This window comes from Aeromonas aquatilis (assembly GCF_054052405.1).
The window spans coordinates 68,060-90,150 of the sequence record NZ_JBSTYP010000015.1 but is presented as its reverse complement, the minus strand read 5'-3'; the positions used below and the strand labels follow the sequence as shown (position 1 = coordinate 90,150).

Sequence of the window (22,091 nt, the reverse complement as noted above, 5' to 3'; positions counted from 1 at the left end):
GAGCGTTACGGGAGGGGCGTGAATATCAAAGCATGTTTGCATGAGGCGCTGGGGCACCCCATGCAACACGTAATTGGGACATAGCCTTTTTATTGCCCGCAGAACGCCTCAGCAGGCTTTGCAGGATGTTGATAGCCAACCCCTGAGTGATGAGCTGCGCGGCATCTGCCGTTGCAACAGCAGGCATACAAGGCGCCTATAGATGAGGCAAAGGGTCGTGAGGCGGTGCAACGATCAGAAGAACTGTGCGCAATCACAGAAAGGGGAAGAAATGAGGACAAGAACAGCCAGGTAAACGGGCGATCTACCCGCAACAGCGCACGGGGATCCGCACCAAAAAGTTAAATGTCGCCCATAAAAAAACAGCCCCGACCTAAGTCGAGGCTGTCTGTATGGTGCGCCCGAGAGGATTCGAACCTCTGACCACCTGGTTCGTAGCCAGGTACTCTATCCAGCTGAGCTACGGGCGCTCATAAACTTTTGGTACTGCTTGAAATATGGTGCGCCCGAGAGGATTCGAACCTCTGACCACCTGGTTCGTAGCCAGGTACTCTATCCAGCTGAGCTACGGGCGCTCACAAACTTTTGTGTACTGCTTGAAAAATGGTGCGCCCGAGAGGATTCGAACCTCTGACCACCTGGTTCGTAGCCAGGTACTCTATCCAGCTGAGCTACGGGCGCTCATAAATCGTTGTGTCGTTTTAAATGGTGCGCCCGAGAGGATTCGAACCTCTGACCACCTGGTTCGTAGCCAGGTACTCTATCCAGCTGAGCTACGGGCGCCCTGTTTTAAAACGATAAAAAAAGCTTACTTATCAGTAAGCCTTTTCCAAAGTGTCGACTTGCTGATGGTCAACACATGACTCTTGCTTGAGTCGTAATATGGTGCGCCCGAGAGGATTCGAACCTCTGACCACCTGGTTCGTAGCCAGGTACTCTATCCAGCTGAGCTACGGGCGCAAATGGCGGAGAAGGGGGGATTCGAACCCCCGATGCGGGTATAAGCCGCATACTCCCTTAGCAGGGGAGCGCCTTCAGCCTCTCGGCCACCTCTCCGTTTGCGGGGCTGATAATACTTCACAGGGATTTTTAGTCAAACACTTTTTTGGAGAAAAAAGTGCGTTCGCTCAGCATTTGGTCAAAGCGTGGAATATTCAAACAATATCGGCACTTATCCCGCACTTTCGCACCCTGCAGGGCGATTTCAGGGGGCCGGAAAAACAAAAGGCGACACATGAGGTGTCGCCTTGTCACAGCCATGAAAGTGGCTTAGAAGCCCGGTTGGCCCGGAACTTTCTCGGCCTGGATGCGCTGGTAGATCTCTTCGCGGTGTACGGAGACCTCTTTCGGCGCGTTAACACCGATACGGACCTGGTTGCCTTTAACGCCCAGTACGGTGACAGTCACTTCATCACCAATCATCAGGGTTTCCCCAACACGACGAGTCAAAATAAGCATTCGCTTGCTCCTGTATCCTGTTTTGTTTTTATATCGATATGCGACATTATCTAACAAAGATACCGATATGGTAAATGGTTGAAACTAAATCAATCAGAGATTGTTAGCCCAAGGGCTGCTCTTGCGGTGCCTGATCCAACCCGAAAGCCGCGTGCAGGGCTCGCACCGCCAGCTCCAGATACTTCTCGTCAATCACCACAGAGATTTTGATTTCAGAGGTCGAGATCAACTGCATGTTGATCCCCTCCTCGCCCAATACCTTGAACATGGTGCGCGCAACACCGGGATGGTTCCACATGCCGACACCGACAATGGAAACCTTGGCAATTTCGCCATTCCCCTGCACGCAGGAGGCGCCAAGTTCGGTGGCGGTCTCCTCCAGCAGTGCCCGGGCACGGCGATAGTCGTCACGATTCACCGTGAAGGTGAAGTCGGCGGTACCATCTCCCAGGGTGTTCTGCACAATCATGTCGACATCAATGTTGGCATCGCTGATCGGATTCAGGATCTGCGCGGCAACTGTGGGTCTGTCCGGCACGCCCAGAATGGTCAGGCTGGCCTCGTTGCGGTTAAACGCGATCCCGGATACCAGGGGAGCTTCCATCCTATCACCTCCATATGTGATTAAGGTTCCCTCTCCATCGATAAAGCTAGACAGCACCCGCAGCGGGACGCGGTACTTGCCCGCAAACTCCACCGAGCGGATCTGCAGCACCTTGGCGCCGAGACTGGCCATCTCCAGCATCTCCTCGAAGGTGATGGTGTCGAGACGACGCGCCTTGGGCTCGATGCGCGGATCCGTGGTGTATACCCCATCCACATCGGTAAAGATCTGGCACTCATCGGCCTTGATGGCCGCCGCCACGGCAACCGCCGTGGTATCCGAACCGCCGCGGCCCAGCGTCGTGATGGCGTTATGCTCGTCACGGCCCTGGAAACCGGCGATCACCACCACCTTGCCCGCAGCCAGTTCGGCATGAACCAGCTCGGTGTCGATGTGGGTGATGCGCGCCTTGCCATAGGCGGAATCGGTATGAATCCGCACCTGATCACCGGTCATTGAGACCGCCGGGCAACCGCGTTTGTTCAACGCGATCGCCAGCAGCGCTATGGTGACCTGCTCACCGGTGGAGACCAGTACATCCATCTCCCGCCGGTTGGCATCAGGATCCAGTTGCTGGGCCATGCCCAGCAACCGGTTGGTTTCGCCCGACATGGCGGAGACAACCACCACCACGTCGTGTCCCTGGGCGCGGGTCTGCTCGACCCGCTCAGCTACCGCCTCGATCCGCTCCAGTGTGCCGACCGAGGTGCCGCCGTACTTCTGTACATAGAGTGCCACAGATCACCTCGCCCGATTACAGGCGCTCTTCCAGCCAGGAGTGAACGGATTGCAGCGCTGCCGGCACCGCCTCAGGCTGGGTACCACCCGCCTGTGCCATGTCCGGACGGCCACCGCCCTTGCCACCGACCTGCTGGGCAACCAGATTGACCAGCTCACCAGCCTTGACCTTGCCGGTCAGGTCGTTGGTGACGCCGGCGATCAGGTTGACCTTGCCATCGGCACAGGTTGCCAGCAGCACAACACCGGACTTCATCTGGTTCTTCAGCTCGTCCAGCATGCCGCGCAGGGCTTTCGGGTCGGCCCCTTCCAGCGCTGCAACCAGCACCTTCTGACCGTTGATCTCGATCACCTGACCCAGCAGGTCGTTACCGGCCTGAGCCGCCAGCTTGGCCTTGAGCTGCTCCAGCTCGCGCTCCATCATCTTGGCCTTGTCCAGCATCTGGCGAACCTTGTCGGCGATGCAGAACTGGTCGCCTTTCACCAGGGCAGCAGCCTCTTCGATCTGCTCGCCAACCTGATGCATGACGTCGATGGCCGCTTTGCCGGTCACCGCTTCGATACGGCGCACGCCAGCAGCGATACCGCTCTCGGCGATGATCTTGAAGAAGCCGATATCGCCGGTGCGCTTGGCGTGAGTACCGCCGCACAGTTCGGTGGAGTAGTCGCCCATGCGCACGACACGCACGTCGTCTTCATATTTCTCACCAAACAGCGCCATGGCACCCGCGGACTTAGCCGCTTCCAGATCCATCAGCTGGGTGGTGATTTCGTGGTTGGCGCGGATCTGGTTGTTGACCAGCTCCTCGACCCGGCGAATGGTCGCCATGGTCAGCCCCTCGAAGTGGGAGAAGTCGAAGCGCATGCGCTCGGCCCCAACCAGAGAACCTTTCTGGGTGACATGCTCGCCCAGTGCCTGACGCAGGGCCGCGTGCAACAGGTGAGTCACGGAGTGGTTCAGGGCGATGGCCTGACGACGATCGCCATCAACCACGGCTTCCACTTCGGCGCCCTTCTCCAGGGTGCCCAGCTCCATGTAGCCCTTGTGGATGATCGCCTTGCCCGCTTTCAGGGTGTCGGTCACGGCAAAAATGCCGTCATCCACTTTCAGGGTACCGCTGTCGCCCACCTGGCCACCGGACTCGGCGTAGAAGGGGGTTTGCTCCAGCACGATGACCGCTTCGTCACCGGAGATCAAACCGCTCACCTCTTCGGTGCCCTTGTAGATGCCGAGCACACGGGTGCGCTCGGTCAGGGTCTTGTAACCGGTGAAGGGGGTCTCGAAGTCGAGCTTGAGCATCTCGTTGTAGTTCACGCCAAAGCTGGACGCCTCCTTGGCACGAGCACGCTGCTTCTCCATCTCGGCCTTGAAGCCCTCTTCGTCGATGCCGATCTCGCGCTCGCGCACCACGTCGGCAGTCAGGTCGGCCGGGAAGCCGTAAGTGTCATAGAGCTTGAACACCACTTCGCCCGGAATAACCTTGGCATCGCCCAGGTTGGCCAGAGCGTCTTCCAGCAGCAGCAGACCGCGATCCAGAGTGCGGACGAACTGCTCCTCTTCGATACGCAGCACGCGCTCGACCAGCGGCAGCTGGGCGATCAGCTCGGCAGCGACATCCGTCATCTGCACTGCCAGCTCGGCAGCCAGTTTGTAGAAGAAGACATCGGTAGCGCCCAGCTTGCGACCGTGACGCACGGCGCGGCGGATGATGCGACGCAGCACATAGCCACGACCTTCGTTGGACGGCATCACGCCATCAGCCACCAGGAAGGCGCAGGAGCGGATGTGGTCAGCGATGACGCGCAGGGACTGGTTGCTCAGATCTGTTGTACCGACAATCTCGGCCGCTTTCTTGATCAGCGCCTGGAAGATGTCGATTTCGTAGTTGGAGTGGACACCCTGCATGATGGCGGAGATACGCTCCAGACCCATACCGGTATCTACAGAGGGACGCGGCAGCGGCTCCATGGTGCCGTCAGCCTGACGGTTGAACTGCATGAACACCACGTTCCAGATCTCGATGAAACGGTCGCCATCCTCTTCCGGTGAGCCGGGACGGCCACCCCAGATGTGATCGCCGTGGTCATAGAAGATCTCGGTGCAGGGACCGCACGGGCCGGTATCGCCCATCGCCCAGAAATTGTCGGAAGCGTAAGGGGCACCCTTGTTGTCACCGATGCGCACAATGCGATCGGCCGGCACACCGACCTCTTTTTCCCAGATGTCGAAAGCTTCATCATCAGTCGCGTAGACGGTCACCAGCAGGCGATCTTTCGGCAGCTGCAGCACCTCGGTCAGGAAGCCCCATGCAAACTTGATGGCATCCTGTTTGAAGTAGTCACCGAAGCTGAAGTTGCCCAGCATTTCGAAGAAGGTGTGGTGACGAGCGGTATAGCCGACGTTTTCCAGATCGTTGTGCTTACCACCGGCACGCACGCAACGCTGGGAAGTCGTCGCGCGATTGTAGGCACGCTTGTCTGCGCCAAGGAACACGTCCTTGAACTGGTTCATACCCGCGTTGGTAAACAACAGGGTCGGGTCGTTATGCGGTACCAGCGAGCTGGAGGAGACAACCTGGTGCCCCTGGGAACGGAAATACTCGAGAAACGCAGCGCGAATCTCTGACGTGGACATATACATGGAAAATCCTGCTTGATTCGAATACGGACTTTTAACCGCATTAATGTAAGTTTTCTGCGGGGTAAAGTAAAACGGACAGGGCCGCCACGGGCGAAAAAGCGCACATAAACGGGCCAGATAAGAGCGCCGCTGCCCACAGTGGCTTTTTTCACTGTCGAGAGGCAAAAAAGCAGCGCATAAAGAGGGATGAGATGAACAAAAGGCGGCTTTTTCGGAATTGCGCTCGCAACCTACTGAGCCGGCAGGAAAAACCTGCCACAAGGAGAGGTAAGACGACTGTTGCCACGCAGCGGCGTTACTCCTCCCGCTCCTGCAGGGCAGAGATGGCATAACGGGCCTGATCCTGGGTAAAGCCGCGCCCCAGCAGATACTTGAGCCACTTCATCCGCAGCTTGAAATCCGCCAGATCGGCCACCCGGGCGCGCCGTTCGAGCAGGGCAAACGCCAGTTCGAACCAGTCCAGCTCCAGCTGATCGAATGCGGCATCAATCTGCATATCGTCGAGCCCCTTGCGGTGCAGATCGAAACGGATCTTGATGGGGCCATGGCCCTTGGCGGCACCGGCACGTACAGCCATACCACCGTAACGTTCGTCATTGACCCAGTTGTAACCGCGGCAGTAATCGACCACCGCCTCGATCACCTCTTCATTGAAACCCTGCTGGCGCAGCCGGTTGGCCAGCTCTGACTCGGCACTCTCGCGACGGGCCAGACTGCGCATGGCAAAGGCGCGGGCGGCGGCAAGCTGCTCTTCAAAGGTCGGCTCGGCAGTTTCAACCGGTTCGATAACAGATTCATCAACCATCATAAATAACAAGGCCGGGTATCTACCCGGCCTTCCTTTGTTCCTTATTCGAACTCTTGTTCGCTTTCGGCATCGAACTCTTCTGCCTCAACCGGTGCAGCCTTGTCATCGACTGGCACGGCACCGGAGAGCAGCAGTTCGCGCAGGCGGGCTTCCACTTCGCCAGCCATCACCTTGTTCTCGGCGAACAGCTTCATGACGTTGGCCTTGCCCTGACCGATCTTCTCGCCGTTGTAGCTGTACCAGGCTCCGGCCTTGTCGATCAGCTTGTGCTTGACACCGAGATCCACCAGCTCGCCCTCTTTGGAGATACCGGCGCCGTAGAAGATCTGGAATTCAGCCTGCTTGAAGGGCGGGGCCACCTTGTTCTTGACCACTTTGACGCGGGTCTCGTTACCGACCACTTCGTCACCTTCCTTGATGGCGCCGATACGACGGATATCCAGACGCACGGAGGCGTAGAACTTGAGCGCGTTACCACCTGTGGTGGTCTCCGGGCTGCCGAACATAACACCAATCTTCATTCGGATCTGGTTGATGAAGATGCACAGGCAGTTGGCGTTCTTGATGTTGGCGGTCAGTTTGCGCAGCGCCTGGGACATCAGACGAGCCTGCAGGCCAACGTGGGAGTCACCCATCTCCCCTTCGATTTCCGCTTTCGGCGTCAGAGCCGCCACGGAGTCGACGATGATGACGTCAACCGCGTTGGAGCGAACCAGCATGTCGCAGATCTCCAGCGCCTGTTCACCGGTATCCGGCTGAGAGATGAGCAGGTCGTCGACGTTGACGCCCAGCTTGGCAGCATAAATAGGATCCAGCGCGTGCTCCGCATCGACGAAGGCACAGGTTTTGCCTTTCTTCTGGGCTTCCGCGATCACCTGCAGGGTGAGAGTGGTTTTACCGGAAGATTCCGGGCCGTAGATCTCGACGATACGGCCACACGGCAGACCGCCGATCCCCAGCGCCACGTCCAGCGAGAGGGAACCGGTAGAGATGGCTTCGATATCCATGGTCTTGCTGTCGCCCAGACGCATGATGGAACCTTTGCCGAACTGCTTTTCAATCTGACCCAGCGCAGCCGCCAGTGCCTTCTGTTTGTTCTGATCCATGCCAATCTCCGCTGGAAATCGTGAGTAAGAAGTGAAGTTGGGCTAAGTATACTGTCTATTCATACAGTATCAAGCCCAATTTATCTGAGCAGAGCCAACAGACCCGACAAGGCCTGTCTCACCGCCTGCTGACGTACCTGCCGGCGATCCCCGCCGAAGCGGGCGAGCAGGGAGTGGTGACGGCCGTTGCGGTCGGCCCAGGCGAACCAGACGGTGCCGACCGGCTTGCCTTCGGTGGCGCCGCCGGGGCCGGCGATGCCACTGATAGCAACGCTGATGGAGGCAGACGAGTGCGCCAGCGCGCCGCGGGCCATCTCCAGCACCACCGCTTCGCTCACTGCACCGTGCTGTTCAAGGCTATCGCTGCTCACCCCCAACATCTGCTGCTTGGCCTCGTTGGTGTAGGTGACAAAACCACGATCGAACCAGCCGGAGCTACCTGCGATGTCGGTTATAGCCGTGGCCACCCCGCCGCCGGTACAGGATTCGGCGGTCGCCGCCAGCCAACCCCGCTGACCGAGGGCCCGTCCCAGCTCGATGGCAAGGTGCTCTATCTCTGCATCCAGTTTCATCACGACTCCTTCTGATCCGCTCAAGAGGCACATTATGCGATCCCGCTAGCGCCGCCCGCAACCACGGCAGACCGCCCTTGCCTGCCGCAATGTGAGGTGCCGCACCTGTGTCATGCCTTCAATAGTGCAGAACAACCGCGCCCGGAACACCCGCTCCCCCGTCGCGGCGCTTATGTGTAGAATGGCGCCATCAAGCTCAAGGCTCATCACCGCAGACACTGGCCCGCAGAGGCCCCTTCTGGAACAGAACATGACCGCACAACACCAAGCCAGCGGCGCCAATCTGAGCGCCCACACGCCCATGATGCAGCAGTACCTTGGCCTCAAGGCCGAGAACCCGGAGATCCTGCTGTTCTACCGGATGGGCGACTTCTACGAGCTGTTCTATGACGATGCCCGCAAGGCCTCCCAACTGCTCGACATCTCCCTCACCAAACGCGGCCAGTCTGCGGGCAGCCCCATCCCGATGGCGGGGGTGCCCTATCACGCCATCGAGGGCTATCTGGCCAAGTTGGTGCAGCTCGGCGAGTCGGCCGCCATCTGCGAACAGGTGGGGGATCCCGCCACCAGCAAGGGGCCGGTGGAGCGCAAGGTCATTCGCATCATCACCCCGGGCACCGTCTCCGACGAGGCGCTGCTCAGCGAGCGGCAGGACAACCTGATCGCAGCCGTCTACCACGATGGCCGCCGCTTCGGCTATGGCACCATGGACATCGGCTCCGGCCGCTTCTTCATCAACCAGTTCGAGAAAGAAGAGACCTTGCTGGCTGAGCTGCAGCGCACCAATCCGGCCGAACTGCTCTATCCCGAATCGTTCGAGTTCCTGCACCATATCGAGGGGCGCCGCGGCCTGCGTCGCCGCCCCGAGTGGGAGTTTGAGCTGGGCACCGCTCGCAAGCTGCTCTGCCAGCAGTTCGGCACTCAGGATCTTGTGGGCTTTGGCGTCGACAAGAGCGAAACAGCCCTGTGCGCCGCCGGCTGCCTGATGCAGTACGTCAAGGACACTCAGCGCACCGCCCTGCCCCACATTCGCAGCGTGCGCCTCGAGCAGCCGGATCATGCGGTCATCATGGATGCCGCCACCCGCCGCAATTTGGAGCTGACCCAGAATCTGGCCGGTGGCTATGAAAATACCCTGGCCGAGGTGTTGGATCGCACCGCCACCCCGATGGGTAGCCGGCTGCTCAAGCGCTGGATTCACCAGCCGATCCGCGATCGGGTGATCCTGAAAGGTCGCCAGAGCACCATCAAGGAGCTGATCGAGCAGAACCTCTACGACGAGCTGGGCGGTCTGCTGCGCCAAGTCGGCGATGTAGAACGGGTACTGGCCCGTCTCGCCCTGCGCTCGGCTCGCCCGCGCGACCTCACCCGCCTGCGTCAGGCTTTCGCCCAGCTACCCGAGTTGCAGCGCCTGCTGGCGGACAACGAACACGAAGCGGTGCAACAGCTGACCGAGCGGGCCAGCACCTTCCCCGAGCTGCTCGACCTGCTGGAGCGCGCGGTGATGGAGGTGCCGCCGGTGCTGATCCGCGATGGTGGCGTGATCCGTGACGGCTTCAATCAGGAGCTGGACGAGCTGCGGGATCTCGCCAACGGCGCCACCGCCAGCCTCGCCCGCATCGAGGAGCGGGAGAAGCTGCTGACCGGCATCAACACCCTCAAGGTGGGCTACAACAAGGTGCACGGCTTCTATATCGAAGTGAGCCGGGCCAACAGCCATCTGGTGCCGGCCCACTACATCCGCCGTCAGACCCTCAAGAACAACGAACGCTACATCATCGATGAGCTGAAGAAGTACGAGGACAAGGTACTCACCGCCCAGTCCCAGGCGCTGGCGCTGGAGAAACGGCTCTACGAAGAGCTGCTCGATGCCCTGCTGCCCCACCTCGGCGATCTGCAGGATTCCGCAGCCGCACTGGCGGAGCTGGACGTGCTGGCCAACCTGGCCGAGCGGGCCGAGACCCTCGACTACCGCTGCCCGACCCTCATCGATGAGGATCAGATCCTGATCGAAGCGGGCCGCCATCCAGTGGTTGAGCAGGTGATGACCGACCCCTTTATCGCCAACCCTATCCGGCTGGAGCGGGAGCGGCGGATGCTGATCATCACGGGTCCCAACATGGGCGGTAAATCCACCTATATGCGCCAGACCGCGCTGATCGTGCTGCTGGCCCATATCGGCGCCTTCGTGCCCGCCGACAGCGCCCGCATCGGCCCCATCGACCGTATCTTCACCCGCATCGGGGCGTCAGACGATCTCGCCTCCGGCCGCTCCACCTTTATGGTGGAGATGACCGAGACCGCCAATATCCTCAACAACGCCACCGCCCGCAGTCTGGTGCTGATGGACGAGATTGGCCGCGGCACCAGTACCTACGACGGCCTCTCGCTGGCGTGGGCCTGCGCCGAACAGCTGGCGAGCAAGATCGGCGCCTACACCCTGTTCGCCACCCACTACTTCGAGCTGACCCGCTTGCCCGAGCTGATGAGTGGGCTGGCCAACGTCCACCTCGATGCGGTGGAGCACGGCGACACCATCGCCTTTATGCACGCAGTGCAGGAGGGGGCGGCCAGCCGCTCCTACGGTCTGCAAGTAGCGGCGCTGGCTGGGGTGCCCAAATCAGTGATCCAGCAGGCCCGTCACAAACTGCACGAGCTGGAAAGCGCCACCCCGGTCGCCGCCGGTGAACCCCGCCCTACCCCGGTGGCCATGGCGCCCCAGAGCCATCCGGTGGTCGATGAGCTGGAAGCGGTGCGCCCGGACGAGCTCACCCCCCGTCAGGCGCTGGATCTGCTCTATCGCCTCAAGCAGATGCTGTAAGCACTGGCTGCCGCGCAAGCATGCAAAAGGGGAACCGCGAGGTTCCCCTTTTCATATTCAGCACCCGGCAAACCAGTCAGGCCACCGCCCGCGCCTCTCCACTGGCCCGCAGCAGGCTCTGGCGTCCCTGCCAGTAGCCCTGCAGATAGCCGGACTCCAGCTTGAGCTGATCGCGGGTAAAACGGGAAACCGCAAAGCCGACCGGTGGTGCGATCACCTCGATCTCGCAGTCAGCGGGTGGAGCCTCGATAAAATCGAGGGCGCGATTGTAGGCCACGTCTCTGGCTAGCATCGCCTGCGCCAGCGCGGGCTGGGTCTTTAGCAGCGCCTTCACCATCCAGCAGAAGCGAGCGGGCTTCTTGCGATAGCCGCGGGGCTCGGAGAGCACCACCGTTATCCGCCGCGCCCCGCGCCGGTAAGCCTCGATCACCGGGATGGAGTCGCTGATGCCGCCATCCGCCATGGGGCGACCATCGACACAGGGGGTTTCGTGCTGCACCACCGGCAGGGCGCAGGTGGCGGTCAGCACCTCGTCCATATTGTCGGGGCGCACCGGCAGGTAGACCGCTTCGCCGGTCGCCACATCGGTGGTGACCGCATAGAAGGGAATGCGGCAGGCGGAGAAGGTGTCGAGGTCGAGGGGAAAGCGGTAGCGACTGGTTCGCCAGAGCCAGCTGACATCTACCAGATCACCCCCTTTGACGAAGCGCAGCGGATCGAGAAAGTCGCTGCTGCAGGCCAGCTCGGTGATGATGTGGTGGCTGCGGCGTGGCTGCTCGCTCAGATAAGAGACCAGATTAGTCGCCCCGGCCGAGACGCCCATGACGAAATCGAACGGGTAGTGGTGACTTTCGACAAAGGCATCGAGCACGCCGCTGGCAAAGATGCCGCGCATCGCGCCCCCTTCGACAATCAGGGCGCAAGAGTGGGAATTAAACATAACAAGCAAGGCTCCGTCAGCTGTAATACCTGCCGGGATCGATCCCGGCCCAGTGATGGACGCCTTCATGCAGAACATCAAGACGCCGCAGCAGGACGATTCAGGCTCACTCGCACAAGCCAGAAGCGGGCAGGAGCAAACCTGAACCGTGAAGCGACCCCCAGTATATGCAGCGCAACAACCTTCAAAAAATGAATTTAAATAATGAAAATCATGCCAATGAGGAATGAAAAAAATTATGGTTCAGCCACCCAATTAGGGGGGGAGTGATACCAGCTCCCGTCTGATGGTTAAGAGGCGGCAGCCAATAGCGCTCGGCAAGCCCGTATGGCTGTCACAACGGGCAGTGGAGCCAGGGTGCCTCAAGGGCATGGACTCAGGCAGCAGAGATGCAGGGCGGCCCCGTGCTGGCAGGCAACCCTTGGCTTATGGCGCCACACCAAATCGCTCATTGAACGGGTCGTACAGGTAGGAGCGATAATCGAAATCCAGCGGCGTCAAGGTAGGGTTTTCCAGCTTGAACAGCAGGCGCCCCGGCAGCTTGGCTTGATCCAGGGCCGGTTTGAAGTGAGTACGCCAGAGCGACTGCAGCGAGCCATCTGCCCATGCCAGTTGCAAGCCACGATTGATACGATCTAGCCCCTGCTGATTGCGTTTGTGGGTATAAAAAAGCCGCGGAAATGGGTAATAGAGCAGCAGATGGGCATCCACTTGCAACCCCAGCTCGGGACGCTGTGCCAGCTCGCTATAGAGCTCGTTGGCCCCCCGACAGAAGAGGTCGATGCGCCCTTTGGCCACCAGCCGGAACAAGCGCTCATACTCGGCGACTTCCCGCACCTGCATCCCGTTGTGGCGCAAGATGGCCACATCCTGCCAGCCCAGCCCCTGCCCGTGGAGCAGCCCCTGTAGCTGATCCAAACGGGTTATCCTGGCGACCTCCTCTGCCCGCGCCGGACTGACGAAACAGATGCGGTAGCCGAGGATCCCGAGATCGACCGGGAACCGGGCATAGTCGAGGTGGATCGCCTCGGCGGCAGGGCGCTGACTATCGACAGAGAACAGATTGGTGTAGTGGCCTTTGATCAGTTCAAGACGCAGGCGGGCACGGTTCATCATAGGCGCTGCGCGCAGCTCATACCCCCCATCAGTATCCAGGGTTTTATCCAGTGCCAGTTGCAGCAGGTCGCGGTAGTAGAGTGCCCGCACATCTTGCGGGCTCTCCGGACTGGGGTAGGTAAAAATGTTGCCAGCAGAAAGTGGGGTGGCAAGCAACAGGCAGCAAAGCAGCAGCAAGCAGGAGGCAAGGCGATGAAAGGTCATAATGCTCATCCCGGAAATACACGCTCACTAGAGTGTAGCGCCGGGACAAGCCGCCTTGTAAAGGGAAGCTCCGCCTACCAGAACAGCTGGCCCAGCAGGGGTGCCAGCAGCACGGTCACCATGCCGGCGATCATCATCACCATGCTGGAGACCACCCCCTCTTCGTTGCCCATCTGATAGGCCTTGGCGGTGCCGGCGCCATGGGCCGAGGTGCCAAAGCCGGCCCCCTTGCCTAGGCGGCTGCGAATGGCCAGCACGGTGAGCACGCTCTCCCCCACCGCCATGCCGATGACGCCGGTCAGCACCACAAACAGCGCGGTGAGGTCGCTCTGACCGCCGATGGCGCGGGTCGCCTCCACCGCAAACGGCGTGGTGATGGAGCGCATCGCCAGACTGCGTTGCAGCATGTCGGAGAGATCCAGCCAGCGGGCCAGCAGCACTGTACTGCCCACCGCCATAATGACTGAGGCGACCACCCCGACCGACAGCGACAACCAGTGGCGGCGGATGAGCTGGCGGTTCTCGTAGACCGGCACCGCGAAGGCGACGGTGGCCGGCCCCAGCAGCCAGAGCAGCCAGTGGGATTCGGCCATGTAATCCTGATAGGAGATGTGGAACAGCACCACCACGGCCACCAGCAGGGTCGGCGCCAGCAGCAGCGGCATCAGCGGCAGGATGCGCTTTTTGCCGTAGAGCCATTTGCTGGCGTAGTAGAAAAGCAGGGTAAGGGCGAAACAGATCAGCCCGAGCAGGGTATCAGACATGACGGCGACTCCGGCGGGCCAGTTTCAGTTCGAGGCGGTAGACCCGGTCCACCACCAGCGCCGTGGTGCCGAGTACCAGCGTGGTGCTCACCAGCAGCACCACCATGATGCGCCACCCCTCTTGCAGCAGCAGATCCTGATAGTTGACCACCGCGACTACGGCGGGCACGAAGAAGAGCAGCATCTCGGCCAGCAACCAGCGCGCACCGGCACTGAACCACTCGGCCTTGACCACTCCGAGCAGGATGCAGGCCAACAGCAGCAACATGCCGGTGAGGTTGGCGGGCAGCGGCAGATGGAGAGTTCGAACCGCGGTATCGGCCAGCAGCCAGATGGCTGCCAGCAACACAATCTGGAAGGGAGTCTGTAGCCAGCGCAAGCAGAGGGCTTTCATGATCATCGTCTTTCTGTGAACCAGCTCACAGTATAGAGTTGAGTAAAACCTGCCAGAAATGAATTAAAATTATCAACTTCATGCCAAACAGGCATGTTTTATCCCATACCCGCCAACACGAGTCGAGAGAGTCCATGGATATTCGCGCCCTGCGTTATTTTGTCGAACTGGTGCGGGAGCAGAGCTTCACCCGCGCCTCGGAGAAGCTGTTTGTCACCCAGCCCACCATCAGCAAGATGATCCGCAATATCGAAGAGGAGCTGGGCCAGCCCCTGCTCAATCGGGAGGGACGCCGCTTCACCCTGACCGACAGCGGCCAGGTGCTGTTCAACCGGGCCCAGACCATCTTGGCGGAGATGCAGCAACTGGAGGCCGAACTGGCCGATCTGCAGAGCCTGCAACACGGTCGCCTCACCCTCGGCATTCCCCCCATGGTGGGTCACGTCTATGCGGATCTGATCCGCGCCTACCGCACCCGCTATCCCAAGGTGGAGCTGACGCTGGTGGAGTACGGCGGTCGCCGCATCGAGCAGGCGGTGCTGGAGGGGGAACTTGATCTCGCCATCACCATGCTGCCGACCAAAGAGGGGGGCACTCTCAGCGCGCTGGAGCTGGATCAATACCCGATCCGGGTAGTGCTGCCTGATCAACCCCGCTGGCATGGCGAGGCACCGCTGCGGCTGGAGTCCCTGCAGGAGGAGCCCTTCCTGCTCTATACCCAGGCGTTTACCCTGAGCGAGCGGCTGGAGCAGGCGTGTCAGGAGGCGGGCTTTGTGCCGCAGGTAGCGGCACGCAGCAGCCAGTGGGATTTTCTCACCGCCATGGTGCGCAGCGGCATGGGGGTCGCCTTCTTGCCGGAGCCGGTCTGCAACCGGCTGACCCCGGATGGTCTGGTGCTGCGACCGCTGGAACCAGAACTAAGCTGGCGACTCGGGGTGATCTGGCCGAGCGAGCGCTATCTGTCGCGCACCGCCGAGGCCTGGTTGGCCCTCTGCCGCCAGAGGCAGGCACCTCAGTAATCGCCGAAGCGATCGGTCTGCGGATTGTAGAAATAGGGGCGGTAATCGAAGCTGATCCCGTCGAGGAAGGGATTATCCAGCCGCAACAGTCGGCGCTGGGAGAGCTTGGCAAAGGCGATGGCCGGGCCAAAGCTCTTGCGCCACAGCGCCTGTAGCGAGCCATCCTGCCACGCCAGTTGCAACCCCCGCTCGACCCGCTGCAGCGCCTCGCGATTGTTGGGATTGGTGTAGAAGACCCGGGGCAGCGGGTAGTAGATCAACAAGGCGTCATCTACCAGCAGATCCGCTATCTCCTTGTGGGTGAGCTGCTCGCTGCGCAGCTCGCTCGCTCCGCGGCAGAAGAGATCGAAGCGCCCCCGCGCCACCATTTTGAACAGCTTTTCGTACCCCTCCACTTCCACCACCGCCATCCCGGCGTAGCGCAGGATATCCACATCCAGCCACCCCTTGCCCTGACCGAAGGTGAACTGGCGCAGCCCCTTGAGATCGGTCACTTTGCTCACCGCGGCCTTTTGCTGCGGGCTGACAAAACAGATGCGGTAGCTGACGATGCCCAGATGGATGGGAAAACGGACATAGGCGAGCCCCAGATCCTCACGGGTGCTGCTGTAGCTGTCCATTACAAAGAGGTTGGGATAACTGTCGAGCTGCATGCTGAGCCGCTGGCGCGCCTTGGTCATGGGCGGTGCAGGCTCCAGCTCATAGTCGCCAAACTGGTCGCGGGTCTTGTCGAGGGCGAGCCGCAGCAGCTCCCGATCATAGGTGGTGCGCAGATCCCGCTCGCTCTCCGGGCTGATGTAGGTAAACCGGGTGGCCGCCTGTCCGGTCAGTGACAATATGCAGAGCAGAGCGGCGGCCAACAGATGCAGGGGGGACATAAACCGCGCCTTGGCTGAAGAGGTACTTTCAGTGTAGCCCCTGAGCGTGGGTGCCCCACCTTGGCGCGATCTATGGCAAGGATAAGCAACACGACAAACAGGGGGACGCGGGCAGATATCCTCACGAGTCACATCGCCCTCGTGCCACCACAGGCCCGGATAGCAGGTTCACACCTTGCCCGGCCCTACTCTTCGCCGATGGGAGCAGCGATCCACTTCATCAACGTCAGCATATCCTGCGGCGCCACGCCGACCGAGAGGCCGCGCTTGCCGCCGCTCACCAGGATCTCGTCAAACTGCAGTGCCGACTCGTCGAGTACGGTGGGCAGCAGTTTCTTCTGGGCCAGCGGGCTGATGCCGCCAACCTTGTAGCCGGTCAGCTTCTCCGCCTCCGCCGGTTTCATCATCTCCACCTTCTTGAGGCCGGTCGCCTTGGCCAACTGCTTCAAGCTGCACATGCCGGATGAGGGAACGATGGCCACCACCGCCTGCTTGTCGTGATGGGCAACCAGAGTCTTGAACACCTGTGCCTCCGGCAGCCCGAGCTGGGTCGCGGCATGCTTGCCGAAATCGTCGTGGGCTTCGCACTCGTAGGGGTAGAGCTTGTGGGGGATCTTGAGCTTCTTCAGCAGGTTGATGGCAGGAGTCATGATGGTTGCCTTGAATCGAATCGCATAAAAACAAGGCCAAACAGTGTGCGCCTCACTCTGGGGTGATGCAAGTCGCAAGGGAGATTGACTGGCCGCCATGCCATGTACGCTGACGGCGGCCAACCAGAAAACTTGACCACAGTGAGTCCAAACGGGTATTGCTTTAACCCTTTGACGCAGCCACGACCCCATGCAGCAGGAGCTCATATGCAACTAACCCCACCCCAACCGCCTCAGGACGATGAGATCGAAGCGCTGCGCATTGGTCTCTCGGGCTTCAACAAGGATCACGCCGGCACCCATCTGCGCGAGCGGATCGCCAGCTTTATCAAGGATAAAGAGGGCAAGGTACACGGCGGCATCATCGCCGACATCAAGTGGGGCTGGCTGCACGTCGACTGGCTCTGGATCGACGAAAGCATCCGCCGCGATGGCTGGGGCGGCCGCCTGCTGGGCGCCATGGAGCAGTACGCCCAAAGCAAGGGCATCAGCAACTACCATCTGGAAACCACCAGTTTTCAGGCTCTCCCCTTCTACCAGAAGCAGGGTTACGAAGTCTTTGGCCAGCTGCCCGATATGCCGCCGGGGCATGTCAGTTACTTTTTGAAGAAACAAGGTATTTGTAATGGATAAAATTTATAAGTACATGAAGTTTAGGTCTGATTTTTTCAATAACCCGAGCTTCAGGTTAAGCCAACGTTGTGTTCTCAATGACCCATTTGAACTTAGTCCTGACCAAGACACTCTAGATAATATATTAGAGAGTGAACATCGAGAGGATTTTTACCAACAAATAGCTGAATACGCAAGTGATGAAAGTTTTGATGACACGGGTGTAATATCCTTTACTGAAAGTTATAATAATTTATTAATGTGGTCCCATTATGCCGATGAACACAAGGGCATTGTGGTTGAATTTGATTACCATATTTTGAACGATCATTTCAATAAAAACCTTGGTCTAAAAAAACCTATTGAACGTGTTTTATACAATAGAGAAAGGCATGAAACATTGCCGAGGTCTACATCCCCTAAAAGAAACCTACTAACTAAAAGCGATGACTGGATTTATGAAAAAGAACATCGGATAATAACTAAGGTATCTAATGCAGATTACTTTCTCCTTCATAAGGATGCCTATGAATACATGATTGAGTTTTATGATGAAGACTACATTGGATTACTTAACATAGAGAAATACAAAGAAAAAATAAAGATATCAATTAACAATCAAGCATGCGCTTTAATGGATCAACAAGAAAAAGATGGTAGTTCCACAGACGACATGGAAGAAATGAGATTCCCCCCAAGTAGTACTGTTTTGAATGAACTGCTTTCATTTTGCGCTGCGACACCCGATTCCATTTTCTTATGTGACGTACCAATAGAATCCATCACTGGGGTATTTTTAGGTTGCAGGCTCTCAGAGACGGATAAATCAATATTACGGCAATCTATTTTTAATAATCCATGGCTTACACAGGCCCCATTCTATCAAGCAAGTCTAAGCTCACATCAATTTTCTTTATGTTTTAAAAAAACCAAAGTCTTATATGAGCTAGATTAGCAGCATAACTATGCATCGCATCGTAATAGTACCATGGTCTTCATGCCTGAGCTTAGGTGAAATATAGCTATAATAGTTTAGCTCTCCGCCTTCTCAGCGTTAAGTGAAAACATCTTATCAAAAGATCTAAAATTGAAAAATAACGCATTAATTGCTCTAAACATTATTACGTTATAAAAATTAGCCATCATTTGTCAGAAATGAATAACCCCATATTCAAAATAATACCCCATCAATTTCCACCAGAAATATACTTTATTATTTTGGTATGTGACTCTTGGTTTTTGACAATATATTCCGCAGAAACTATTTTCTCCTTTTCTATTATTGATCTTACAGCGATAAACATACATATAGGTGAAAATAAAAACACGTATAATATAAGTGCATCACCTATCCATTCCCTGAAGGAATTGGAATATAATGGAAGGATTGCCAAGAAGAAAAACACGCCATACTTAATGATATGGTAAGCCTTAGCTACAATACGGACGAATTTATACTTATACCATTTCTTATAGCTTATCTTAACAAGAGATTTTTCAGAGTCAAACCATACGATTCCCTTTGCCAGTTTATAATTCCCCAGCGCCTTGCTTGGCTCCTTGAGGCTCAATATATAAGATACTTCACCTTCATTCACATGAGACTTGCCTGCTATAGCTAAATACCCCTTTTCTCTGACAAATGGATGCATACTTGGATTTTTATCGAGATCAGAAAAGAATTCCCTTGCAAAACGATAGTCATCTTTTCGCTTACTATCTAAATCTAACAACCATTTTCTAATGATTGGAGCAACCCCTAATAATGCAATCAGAAATGAACCACTTTTAATTATAAGATCGGAGTAATCAGTCAAAAAACTCAACATAGACACCTTCTATCTGGGAATCCTATACATCACTCTTATTTATCAACATACACAGACATTAACATTTAGTCTATTTAATTAGAACTATACAATCAGTCACCATCTCGTTCATGGTCTCACTCAAACATTGGTGGTAACTGAACTCATACCAACAGACCTTTAAAACTAATATGGATGAATAATTGACACAGAAATCAACTTGCCTCCCTCATCACCGTATTGGATTACAGCCATTCAGGCCTCGCCTAGCAGGTGGCCGCACTGCTGAGTAACTATGGTTTTCTGCACTTAGGCTTCTTTCGACTGAAGATCATGATGAGTTGGAATCACCGCAGAAAAGCCGTCTCCCTCGCCGCCAGAGCTACTTTTGAGTGCTAGGCCAAGAATCGCTTCTTCCTCCATCGACGGCTTCTTTATTCGAATATCTACGTCCTTTTTCCCACAGACTGATCTCTGTAGCTATAGAAGGCACAGTATTGGCTCCCCCTCCAATCCACCGAGGGGAAGGAGCAAGGTCAGGAGCGCCATCAGGGATGATGGCGCAGACGCAGACGGCACAGGGATGTGCCGTCTGCGGCGGTCCGTCCGACCTTGTTCCTGACCCGAGGGAAACCGCGTAGCGGTCGGATTGGCGGGGGAGAAGACCTTTGGTGACATTGGGTCTTTCCAAAGCCACTCGCCCCGGCCCGAAGGGCGGGCGAAAACCCCTCGAGGCCAGCGGCCTCGCGTCCTGCACGGCAAAGCCGTGCCATCGACTATCCCCCGGACGATTACGCCTATCGGCTAATCGACCCTACGATTGCACGGCGAAGCCGTGCCTGCTTGCCACAGGCACGGAGTCTGGCTGGACGCCGGATGCCACCGACAAAGGGGGGCGTGACCGCCCCTATCGGCCCAAGAAGGGCTCCCAGTCCTTAAACACCGGCTGCAACCCCGCCTGCCGCACGGCGGCGGCCACTTCACCCACCGGGCGGTCGTCATGGATGGCGAACTGCTCCAGCTCCTCTTTATCCCCTTCGGCATAGCCACCCGGCTGGGTGCGCGATTCGGCCGACATCTGGGTGATGCCAAGGCGCACCGCGCCGTTGCGAAAGGTGGCGGACTCGCGGGTGGAGAGGGACAAATCCAGCGTGGGCGAGAAGAGACGCCAGGCGCAGATAAGTTGGGCCAGCTGGCGATCCGACATGATGACGGAAGGCTCCAACCCGCCGGTGCAGGGGCGCAGGCGCGGGAAGGAGAGCGAGTAGCGGCTCTGCCAGTGGTGGCGCTCCAGCCAGCTCAGATGCTCGGCGACAAAGTAGCTGTCGGCGCGCCAGTCCGCAGAGAGACCGATGAGCGCCCCCAGCCCTATCTTGTCGATACCGGCGCGGCCCAGCCGATCCGGCGTGGCGAGCCGCCATGCGATGTCCCGCTTGTTGCCACGCAGATGGTGGCGGGCGTAGGTGGGGGCGTGGTAGGTCTCCTGATAGACCATGACGGCGTCGAGGCCGAGGCTTTTCAGCTCGGCATAGTCGGCCTGCGAGAGGGGCTGCACCTCCATCCCTACCGTGCTGAAGTGGCGGCGGATGATGGGCATCACCTCGCGAAAATAGGCGAGCCCCACCTTGTGTTCATGCTCGCCGGTCACCAGCAGCACGCTGTCAAAACCGCGCGCCTTGATGGCGAGGCACTCGCGCTCAATCTCCTCGCTATTCAGGGTCTTGCGCTTGAGGCGGTTACTCATGGAGAAGCCGCAGTAGGTGCAGTCGTTGGCGCAGAGGTTCGACAGATAGAGCGGCACATAGAAGCCGATGGTGTTGCCAAAACGCTGGCGGGTGAGCCGCTCGGCCTCGGCTGCCATCTGCGGCAGATAGGCTTCGGCGGCAGGGGAGATCAGCGCCATAAAATCGGCCAGGGTACGCCGTGGTGCGCTCAGGGCTCGCGCTACATCGGCGGCGGTCTTGGCGCGGATCTGCATGCCGATATCGTCCCAATCCAACTCCTGCCATCGGTCAAGAAAGGTAGGCTCCTTAGCTCTCCCCCCCGGCGCCCTCACCCCCTCTCCCAAAGGGAGAGGGGGGGGCAGAACGTCAGGATCGGGGGATGTGGCGAAAGAGGACATGGCGATTGGCTCTTGCCCCGAGCCAGCATCATGACTCATAACGCCCCCAGAAATTCGGTCAGCGGGCTGGAGGCTTGGGCCTGCAGGGCGCGGGCGCCAAGGCCTGCCTCATAGGCGCTGCGCCCAGCGCTGCAGGCGAGCGCAAAGGCGCGGCCCATGGCGACCGGGTCGCCGCTCACCGCGATGGCGGTGTTGACCAGCACGGCATCGGCGCCCAGCTCAAAGGCGGCGGCGGCATGGCTCGGCGCACCGATCCCCGCGTCCACCACCACGGGCACATTGGCCTGCTCGACGATGATGGAGAGAAACTCCCGGGTCACCAGCCCCTGATTGGAGCCGATGGGCGCGCCAAGCGGCATCACGGCAGCGCAGCCCACCTCTTCGAGCCGCTTGCAGAGCACCGGGTCGGCGCCGCAGTAGGGCAGCACCACAAAGCCCTCTTTCACCAGCTGCTCGGCGGCTTTCAGCGTCTCGATGGGATCGGGCAGCAGATAGCGCGGATCGGGGTGGATCTCCAGCTTGAGCCAGTTCGTCCCCAGCGCCTCGCGGGCGAGCTGGGCGGCAAACACTGCCTCGGCGGCGGTCTTGGCGCCGGAGGTGTTAGGTAGCAGCTTGACCCCGAGTTGCAGCAAGGGGCTCAGGATATCGTCGTGGGCCTTGCCCGGTTCGAGCCGCTTGATGGCCATGGTGACGAGCTGGGAGCCGCTCGCCTCGATGGCGGCGGCCATCAGTTCCGGGCGGGCAAACTTGCCGGTGCCGGTAAAGAGGCGCGATGAGAAGGTGTGATCGGCAATCTTGAGCATGTCAGCCTCCCGCCACAGTGGTAAGAAGAGATG

General features: G+C 58.6%; 19 protein-coding genes and 6 tRNA genes. 4 read left to right on the top strand and 21 right to left on the bottom strand.

The genetic code is table 11. From position 1 onward, the window contains the following. Positions 1 to 393: 393 nt before the first annotated feature. The 12 genes from ACW5W8_RS08055 to pncC all read right to left on the bottom strand — a co-directional run bounded on the left by ACW5W8_RS08055 (position 394) and on the right by pncC (position 7,927). Positions 394 to 470: transfer RNA gene (locus ACW5W8_RS08055), tRNA-Arg, on the bottom strand. A 28-nt stretch (positions 471 to 498) separates the two neighbouring features. Next, positions 499 to 575, bottom strand: a tRNA-Arg gene (locus ACW5W8_RS08050). Between the two features lie 29 nt (positions 576 to 604). Further along, positions 605 to 681 (bottom strand) — tRNA-Arg (locus tag ACW5W8_RS08045). A gap of 25 nt (positions 682 to 706) precedes the next feature. Continuing rightward, positions 707 to 783: transfer RNA gene (locus tag ACW5W8_RS08040), tRNA-Arg, on the bottom strand. 100 nt (positions 784 to 883) lie between these two features. Next, positions 884 to 960: transfer RNA gene (locus tag ACW5W8_RS08035), tRNA-Arg, on the bottom strand. A 3-nt stretch (positions 961 to 963) separates the two neighbouring features. Next, positions 964 to 1,056 (bottom strand) — tRNA-Ser (locus ACW5W8_RS08030). A gap of 213 nt (positions 1,057 to 1,269) precedes the next feature. Continuing rightward, positions 1,270 to 1,458 (bottom strand): carbon storage regulator CsrA, encoded by a 189-nt coding sequence (gene csrA / locus ACW5W8_RS08025; protein ID WP_005336053.1) that lies wholly within the window; start codon positions 1,456 to 1,458, stop codon positions 1,270 to 1,272. Between the two features lie 103 nt (positions 1,459 to 1,561). Next, on the bottom strand, positions 1,562 to 2,800 hold the full coding sequence (locus ACW5W8_RS08020; RefSeq protein ID WP_005336054.1) for an aspartate kinase: 1,239 nt from the start codon (positions 2,798 to 2,800) through the stop codon (positions 1,562 to 1,564). 16 nt (positions 2,801 to 2,816) lie between these two features. After that, positions 2,817 to 5,441: an alanine--tRNA ligase gene (gene alaS / locus ACW5W8_RS08015; RefSeq protein ID WP_498627249.1), complete on the bottom strand. Its 2,625-nt coding sequence runs from the start codon at positions 5,439 to 5,441 to the stop codon at positions 2,817 to 2,819. A gap of 295 nt (positions 5,442 to 5,736) precedes the next feature. Continuing rightward, on the bottom strand, positions 5,737 to 6,246 hold the full coding sequence (locus ACW5W8_RS08010) for a regulatory protein RecX (RefSeq protein WP_498627251.1): 510 nt from the start codon (positions 6,244 to 6,246) through the stop codon (positions 5,737 to 5,739). Between the two features lie 44 nt (positions 6,247 to 6,290). Next, entirely contained in the window at positions 6,291 to 7,355 is a 1,065-nt protein-coding gene (gene recA, locus ACW5W8_RS08005; protein ID WP_040068994.1) for a recombinase RecA, read from the bottom strand. 80 nt (positions 7,356 to 7,435) lie between these two features. Further along, positions 7,436 to 7,927, bottom strand: a complete 492-nt coding sequence (gene pncC / locus ACW5W8_RS08000) for a nicotinamide-nucleotide amidase (protein ID WP_498627248.1) — start codon at positions 7,925 to 7,927, stop codon at positions 7,436 to 7,438. 250 nt (positions 7,928 to 8,177) lie between these two features. Here pncC and mutS point away from each other — a divergent pair, with 250 nt between their 5' ends. After that, positions 8,178 to 10,748 (top strand): DNA mismatch repair protein MutS, encoded by a 2,571-nt coding sequence (gene mutS, locus ACW5W8_RS07995; protein WP_498627246.1) that lies wholly within the window; start codon positions 8,178 to 8,180, stop codon positions 10,746 to 10,748. 76 nt (positions 10,749 to 10,824) lie between these two features. Here the strand turns inward: mutS and ACW5W8_RS07990 are convergent, their stop codons facing one another. The 4 genes from ACW5W8_RS07990 to ACW5W8_RS07975 all read right to left on the bottom strand — a co-directional run bounded on the left by ACW5W8_RS07990 (position 10,825) and on the right by ACW5W8_RS07975 (position 14,166). Continuing rightward, the gene (locus ACW5W8_RS07990) at positions 10,825 to 11,688 is read right to left on the bottom strand and encodes a patatin-like phospholipase family protein (RefSeq protein WP_498627245.1); all 864 of its coding nucleotides are present in this window, start codon (positions 11,686 to 11,688) and stop codon (positions 10,825 to 10,827) included. A 426-nt stretch (positions 11,689 to 12,114) separates the two neighbouring features. After that, positions 12,115 to 13,008: a transporter substrate-binding domain-containing protein gene (locus ACW5W8_RS07985; protein ID WP_498627244.1), complete on the bottom strand. Its 894-nt coding sequence runs from the start codon at positions 13,006 to 13,008 to the stop codon at positions 12,115 to 12,117. Between the two features lie 74 nt (positions 13,009 to 13,082). After that, positions 13,083 to 13,772, bottom strand: coding sequence for an LrgB family protein (locus ACW5W8_RS07980; protein WP_498627242.1), 690 nt, complete (start codon positions 13,770 to 13,772; stop codon positions 13,083 to 13,085). Further along, positions 13,765 to 14,166: a CidA/LrgA family protein gene (locus ACW5W8_RS07975; protein ID WP_040069042.1), complete on the bottom strand. Its 402-nt coding sequence runs from the start codon at positions 14,164 to 14,166 to the stop codon at positions 13,765 to 13,767. The genes ACW5W8_RS07980 and ACW5W8_RS07975 overlap by 8 nt, the downstream gene beginning before the upstream one ends. 134 nt (positions 14,167 to 14,300) lie before the next feature. Here ACW5W8_RS07975 and ACW5W8_RS07970 point away from each other — a divergent pair, with 134 nt between their 5' ends. Next, positions 14,301 to 15,185 (top strand): LysR family transcriptional regulator, encoded by an 885-nt coding sequence (locus ACW5W8_RS07970; protein ID WP_498627241.1) that lies wholly within the window; start codon positions 14,301 to 14,303, stop codon positions 15,183 to 15,185. Here ACW5W8_RS07970 and ACW5W8_RS07965 read toward each other — a convergent pair. Together ACW5W8_RS07965 and ybaK are read right to left on the bottom strand one after the other, a co-directional pair. Further along, complete coding sequence (locus tag ACW5W8_RS07965; protein ID WP_498627239.1) at positions 15,179 to 16,063, bottom strand: transporter substrate-binding domain-containing protein; 885 nt, start codon at positions 16,061 to 16,063, stop codon at positions 15,179 to 15,181. The two genes, ACW5W8_RS07970 and ACW5W8_RS07965, sit on opposite strands and share 7 nt — an antisense overlap. Before the next feature lie 185 nt (positions 16,064 to 16,248). Continuing rightward, positions 16,249 to 16,713, bottom strand: coding sequence for a Cys-tRNA(Pro) deacylase (gene ybaK, locus ACW5W8_RS07960; protein WP_005336092.1), 465 nt, complete (start codon positions 16,711 to 16,713; stop codon positions 16,249 to 16,251). Positions 16,714 to 16,920: 207 nt separating this feature from the next. On the opposite strand from ybaK, the gene ACW5W8_RS07955 reads away from it, so the two are divergent. Both ACW5W8_RS07955 and ACW5W8_RS07950 read left to right on the top strand, forming a co-directional pair. Beyond that, on the top strand, positions 16,921 to 17,346 hold the full coding sequence (locus ACW5W8_RS07955) for a GNAT family N-acetyltransferase (RefSeq protein ID WP_498627238.1): 426 nt from the start codon (positions 16,921 to 16,923) through the stop codon (positions 17,344 to 17,346). Beyond that, positions 17,339 to 18,280: a DUF2971 domain-containing protein gene (locus tag ACW5W8_RS07950; protein ID WP_498627236.1), complete on the top strand. Its 942-nt coding sequence runs from the start codon at positions 17,339 to 17,341 to the stop codon at positions 18,278 to 18,280. Before ACW5W8_RS07955 ends, ACW5W8_RS07950 begins: the two co-directional genes overlap by 8 nt. A 232-nt stretch (positions 18,281 to 18,512) precedes the next feature. On the opposite strand, the gene ACW5W8_RS07945 is transcribed toward ACW5W8_RS07950, so the two are convergent. The 3 genes from ACW5W8_RS07945 to ACW5W8_RS07935 form a co-directional block, all read right to left on the bottom strand. Next, positions 18,513 to 19,154 carry a hypothetical protein gene (locus ACW5W8_RS07945; protein WP_040069442.1) on the bottom strand — a complete coding sequence of 214 codons (642 nt, stop codon included), beginning with the start codon at positions 19,152 to 19,154 and terminating at the stop codon, positions 18,513 to 18,515. Between the two features lie 886 nt (positions 19,155 to 20,040). Further along, positions 20,041 to 21,255: a 2-iminoacetate synthase ThiH gene (gene thiH, locus ACW5W8_RS07940; protein ID WP_498627234.1), complete on the bottom strand. Its 1,215-nt coding sequence runs from the start codon at positions 21,253 to 21,255 to the stop codon at positions 20,041 to 20,043. Between the two features lie 35 nt (positions 21,256 to 21,290). Further along, positions 21,291 to 22,058 carry a thiazole synthase gene (locus tag ACW5W8_RS07935; RefSeq protein WP_498627233.1) on the bottom strand — a complete coding sequence of 256 codons (768 nt, stop codon included), beginning with the start codon at positions 22,056 to 22,058 and terminating at the stop codon, positions 21,291 to 21,293. Between the last annotated feature and the right edge of the window lie 33 nt (positions 22,059 to 22,091).

What these genes read in the sequence shown, in the direction of transcription:
- csrA (WP_005336053.1), bottom strand. Translation starts at nt 1,458, where the DNA reads ATGCTTATTTTGACTCGTCGTGTTGGGGAAACCCTGATGATTGGTGAT.
- alaS (WP_498627249.1), bottom strand. Translation starts at nt 5,441, where the DNA reads ATGTATATGTCCACGTCAGAGATTCGCGCTGCGTTTCTCGAGTATTTC.
- ACW5W8_RS08010 (WP_498627251.1), bottom strand. Translation starts at nt 6,246, where the DNA reads ATGGTTGATGAATCTGTTATCGAACCGGTTGAAACTGCCGAGCCGACC.
- recA (WP_040068994.1), bottom strand. Translation starts at nt 7,355, where the DNA reads ATGGATCAGAACAAACAGAAGGCACTGGCGGCTGCGCTGGGTCAGATT.
- pncC (WP_498627248.1), bottom strand. Translation starts at nt 7,927, where the DNA reads ATGAAACTGGATGCAGAGATAGAGCACCTTGCCATCGAGCTGGGACGG.
- mutS (WP_498627246.1), top strand. Translation starts at nt 8,178, where the DNA reads ATGACCGCACAACACCAAGCCAGCGGCGCCAATCTGAGCGCCCACACG.
- ACW5W8_RS07990 (WP_498627245.1), bottom strand. Translation starts at nt 11,688, where the DNA reads ATGTTTAATTCCCACTCTTGCGCCCTGATTGTCGAAGGGGGCGCGATG.
- ACW5W8_RS07985 (WP_498627244.1), bottom strand. Translation starts at nt 13,008, where the DNA reads ATGACCTTTCATCGCCTTGCCTCCTGCTTGCTGCTGCTTTGCTGCCTG.
- ACW5W8_RS07980 (WP_498627242.1), bottom strand. Translation starts at nt 13,772, where the DNA reads ATGTCTGATACCCTGCTCGGGCTGATCTGTTTCGCCCTTACCCTGCTT.
- ACW5W8_RS07975 (WP_040069042.1), bottom strand. Translation starts at nt 14,166, where the DNA reads ATGAAAGCCCTCTGCTTGCGCTGGCTACAGACTCCCTTCCAGATTGTG.
- ACW5W8_RS07970 (WP_498627241.1), top strand. Translation starts at nt 14,301, where the DNA reads ATGGATATTCGCGCCCTGCGTTATTTTGTCGAACTGGTGCGGGAGCAG.
- ACW5W8_RS07965 (WP_498627239.1), bottom strand. Translation starts at nt 16,063, where the DNA reads ATGTCCCCCCTGCATCTGTTGGCCGCCGCTCTGCTCTGCATATTGTCA.
- ybaK (WP_005336092.1), bottom strand. Translation starts at nt 16,713, where the DNA reads ATGACTCCTGCCATCAACCTGCTGAAGAAGCTCAAGATCCCCCACAAG.
- ACW5W8_RS07955 (WP_498627238.1), top strand. Translation starts at nt 16,921, where the DNA reads ATGCAACTAACCCCACCCCAACCGCCTCAGGACGATGAGATCGAAGCG.
- ACW5W8_RS07950 (WP_498627236.1), top strand. Translation starts at nt 17,339, where the DNA reads ATGGATAAAATTTATAAGTACATGAAGTTTAGGTCTGATTTTTTCAAT.
- ACW5W8_RS07945 (WP_040069442.1), bottom strand. Translation starts at nt 19,154, where the DNA reads ATGTTGAGTTTTTTGACTGATTACTCCGATCTTATAATTAAAAGTGGT.
- thiH (WP_498627234.1), bottom strand. Translation starts at nt 21,255, where the DNA reads ATGTCCTCTTTCGCCACATCCCCCGATCCTGACGTTCTGCCCCCCCCT.
- ACW5W8_RS07935 (WP_498627233.1), bottom strand. Translation starts at nt 22,058, where the DNA reads ATGCTCAAGATTGCCGATCACACCTTCTCATCGCGCCTCTTTACCGGC.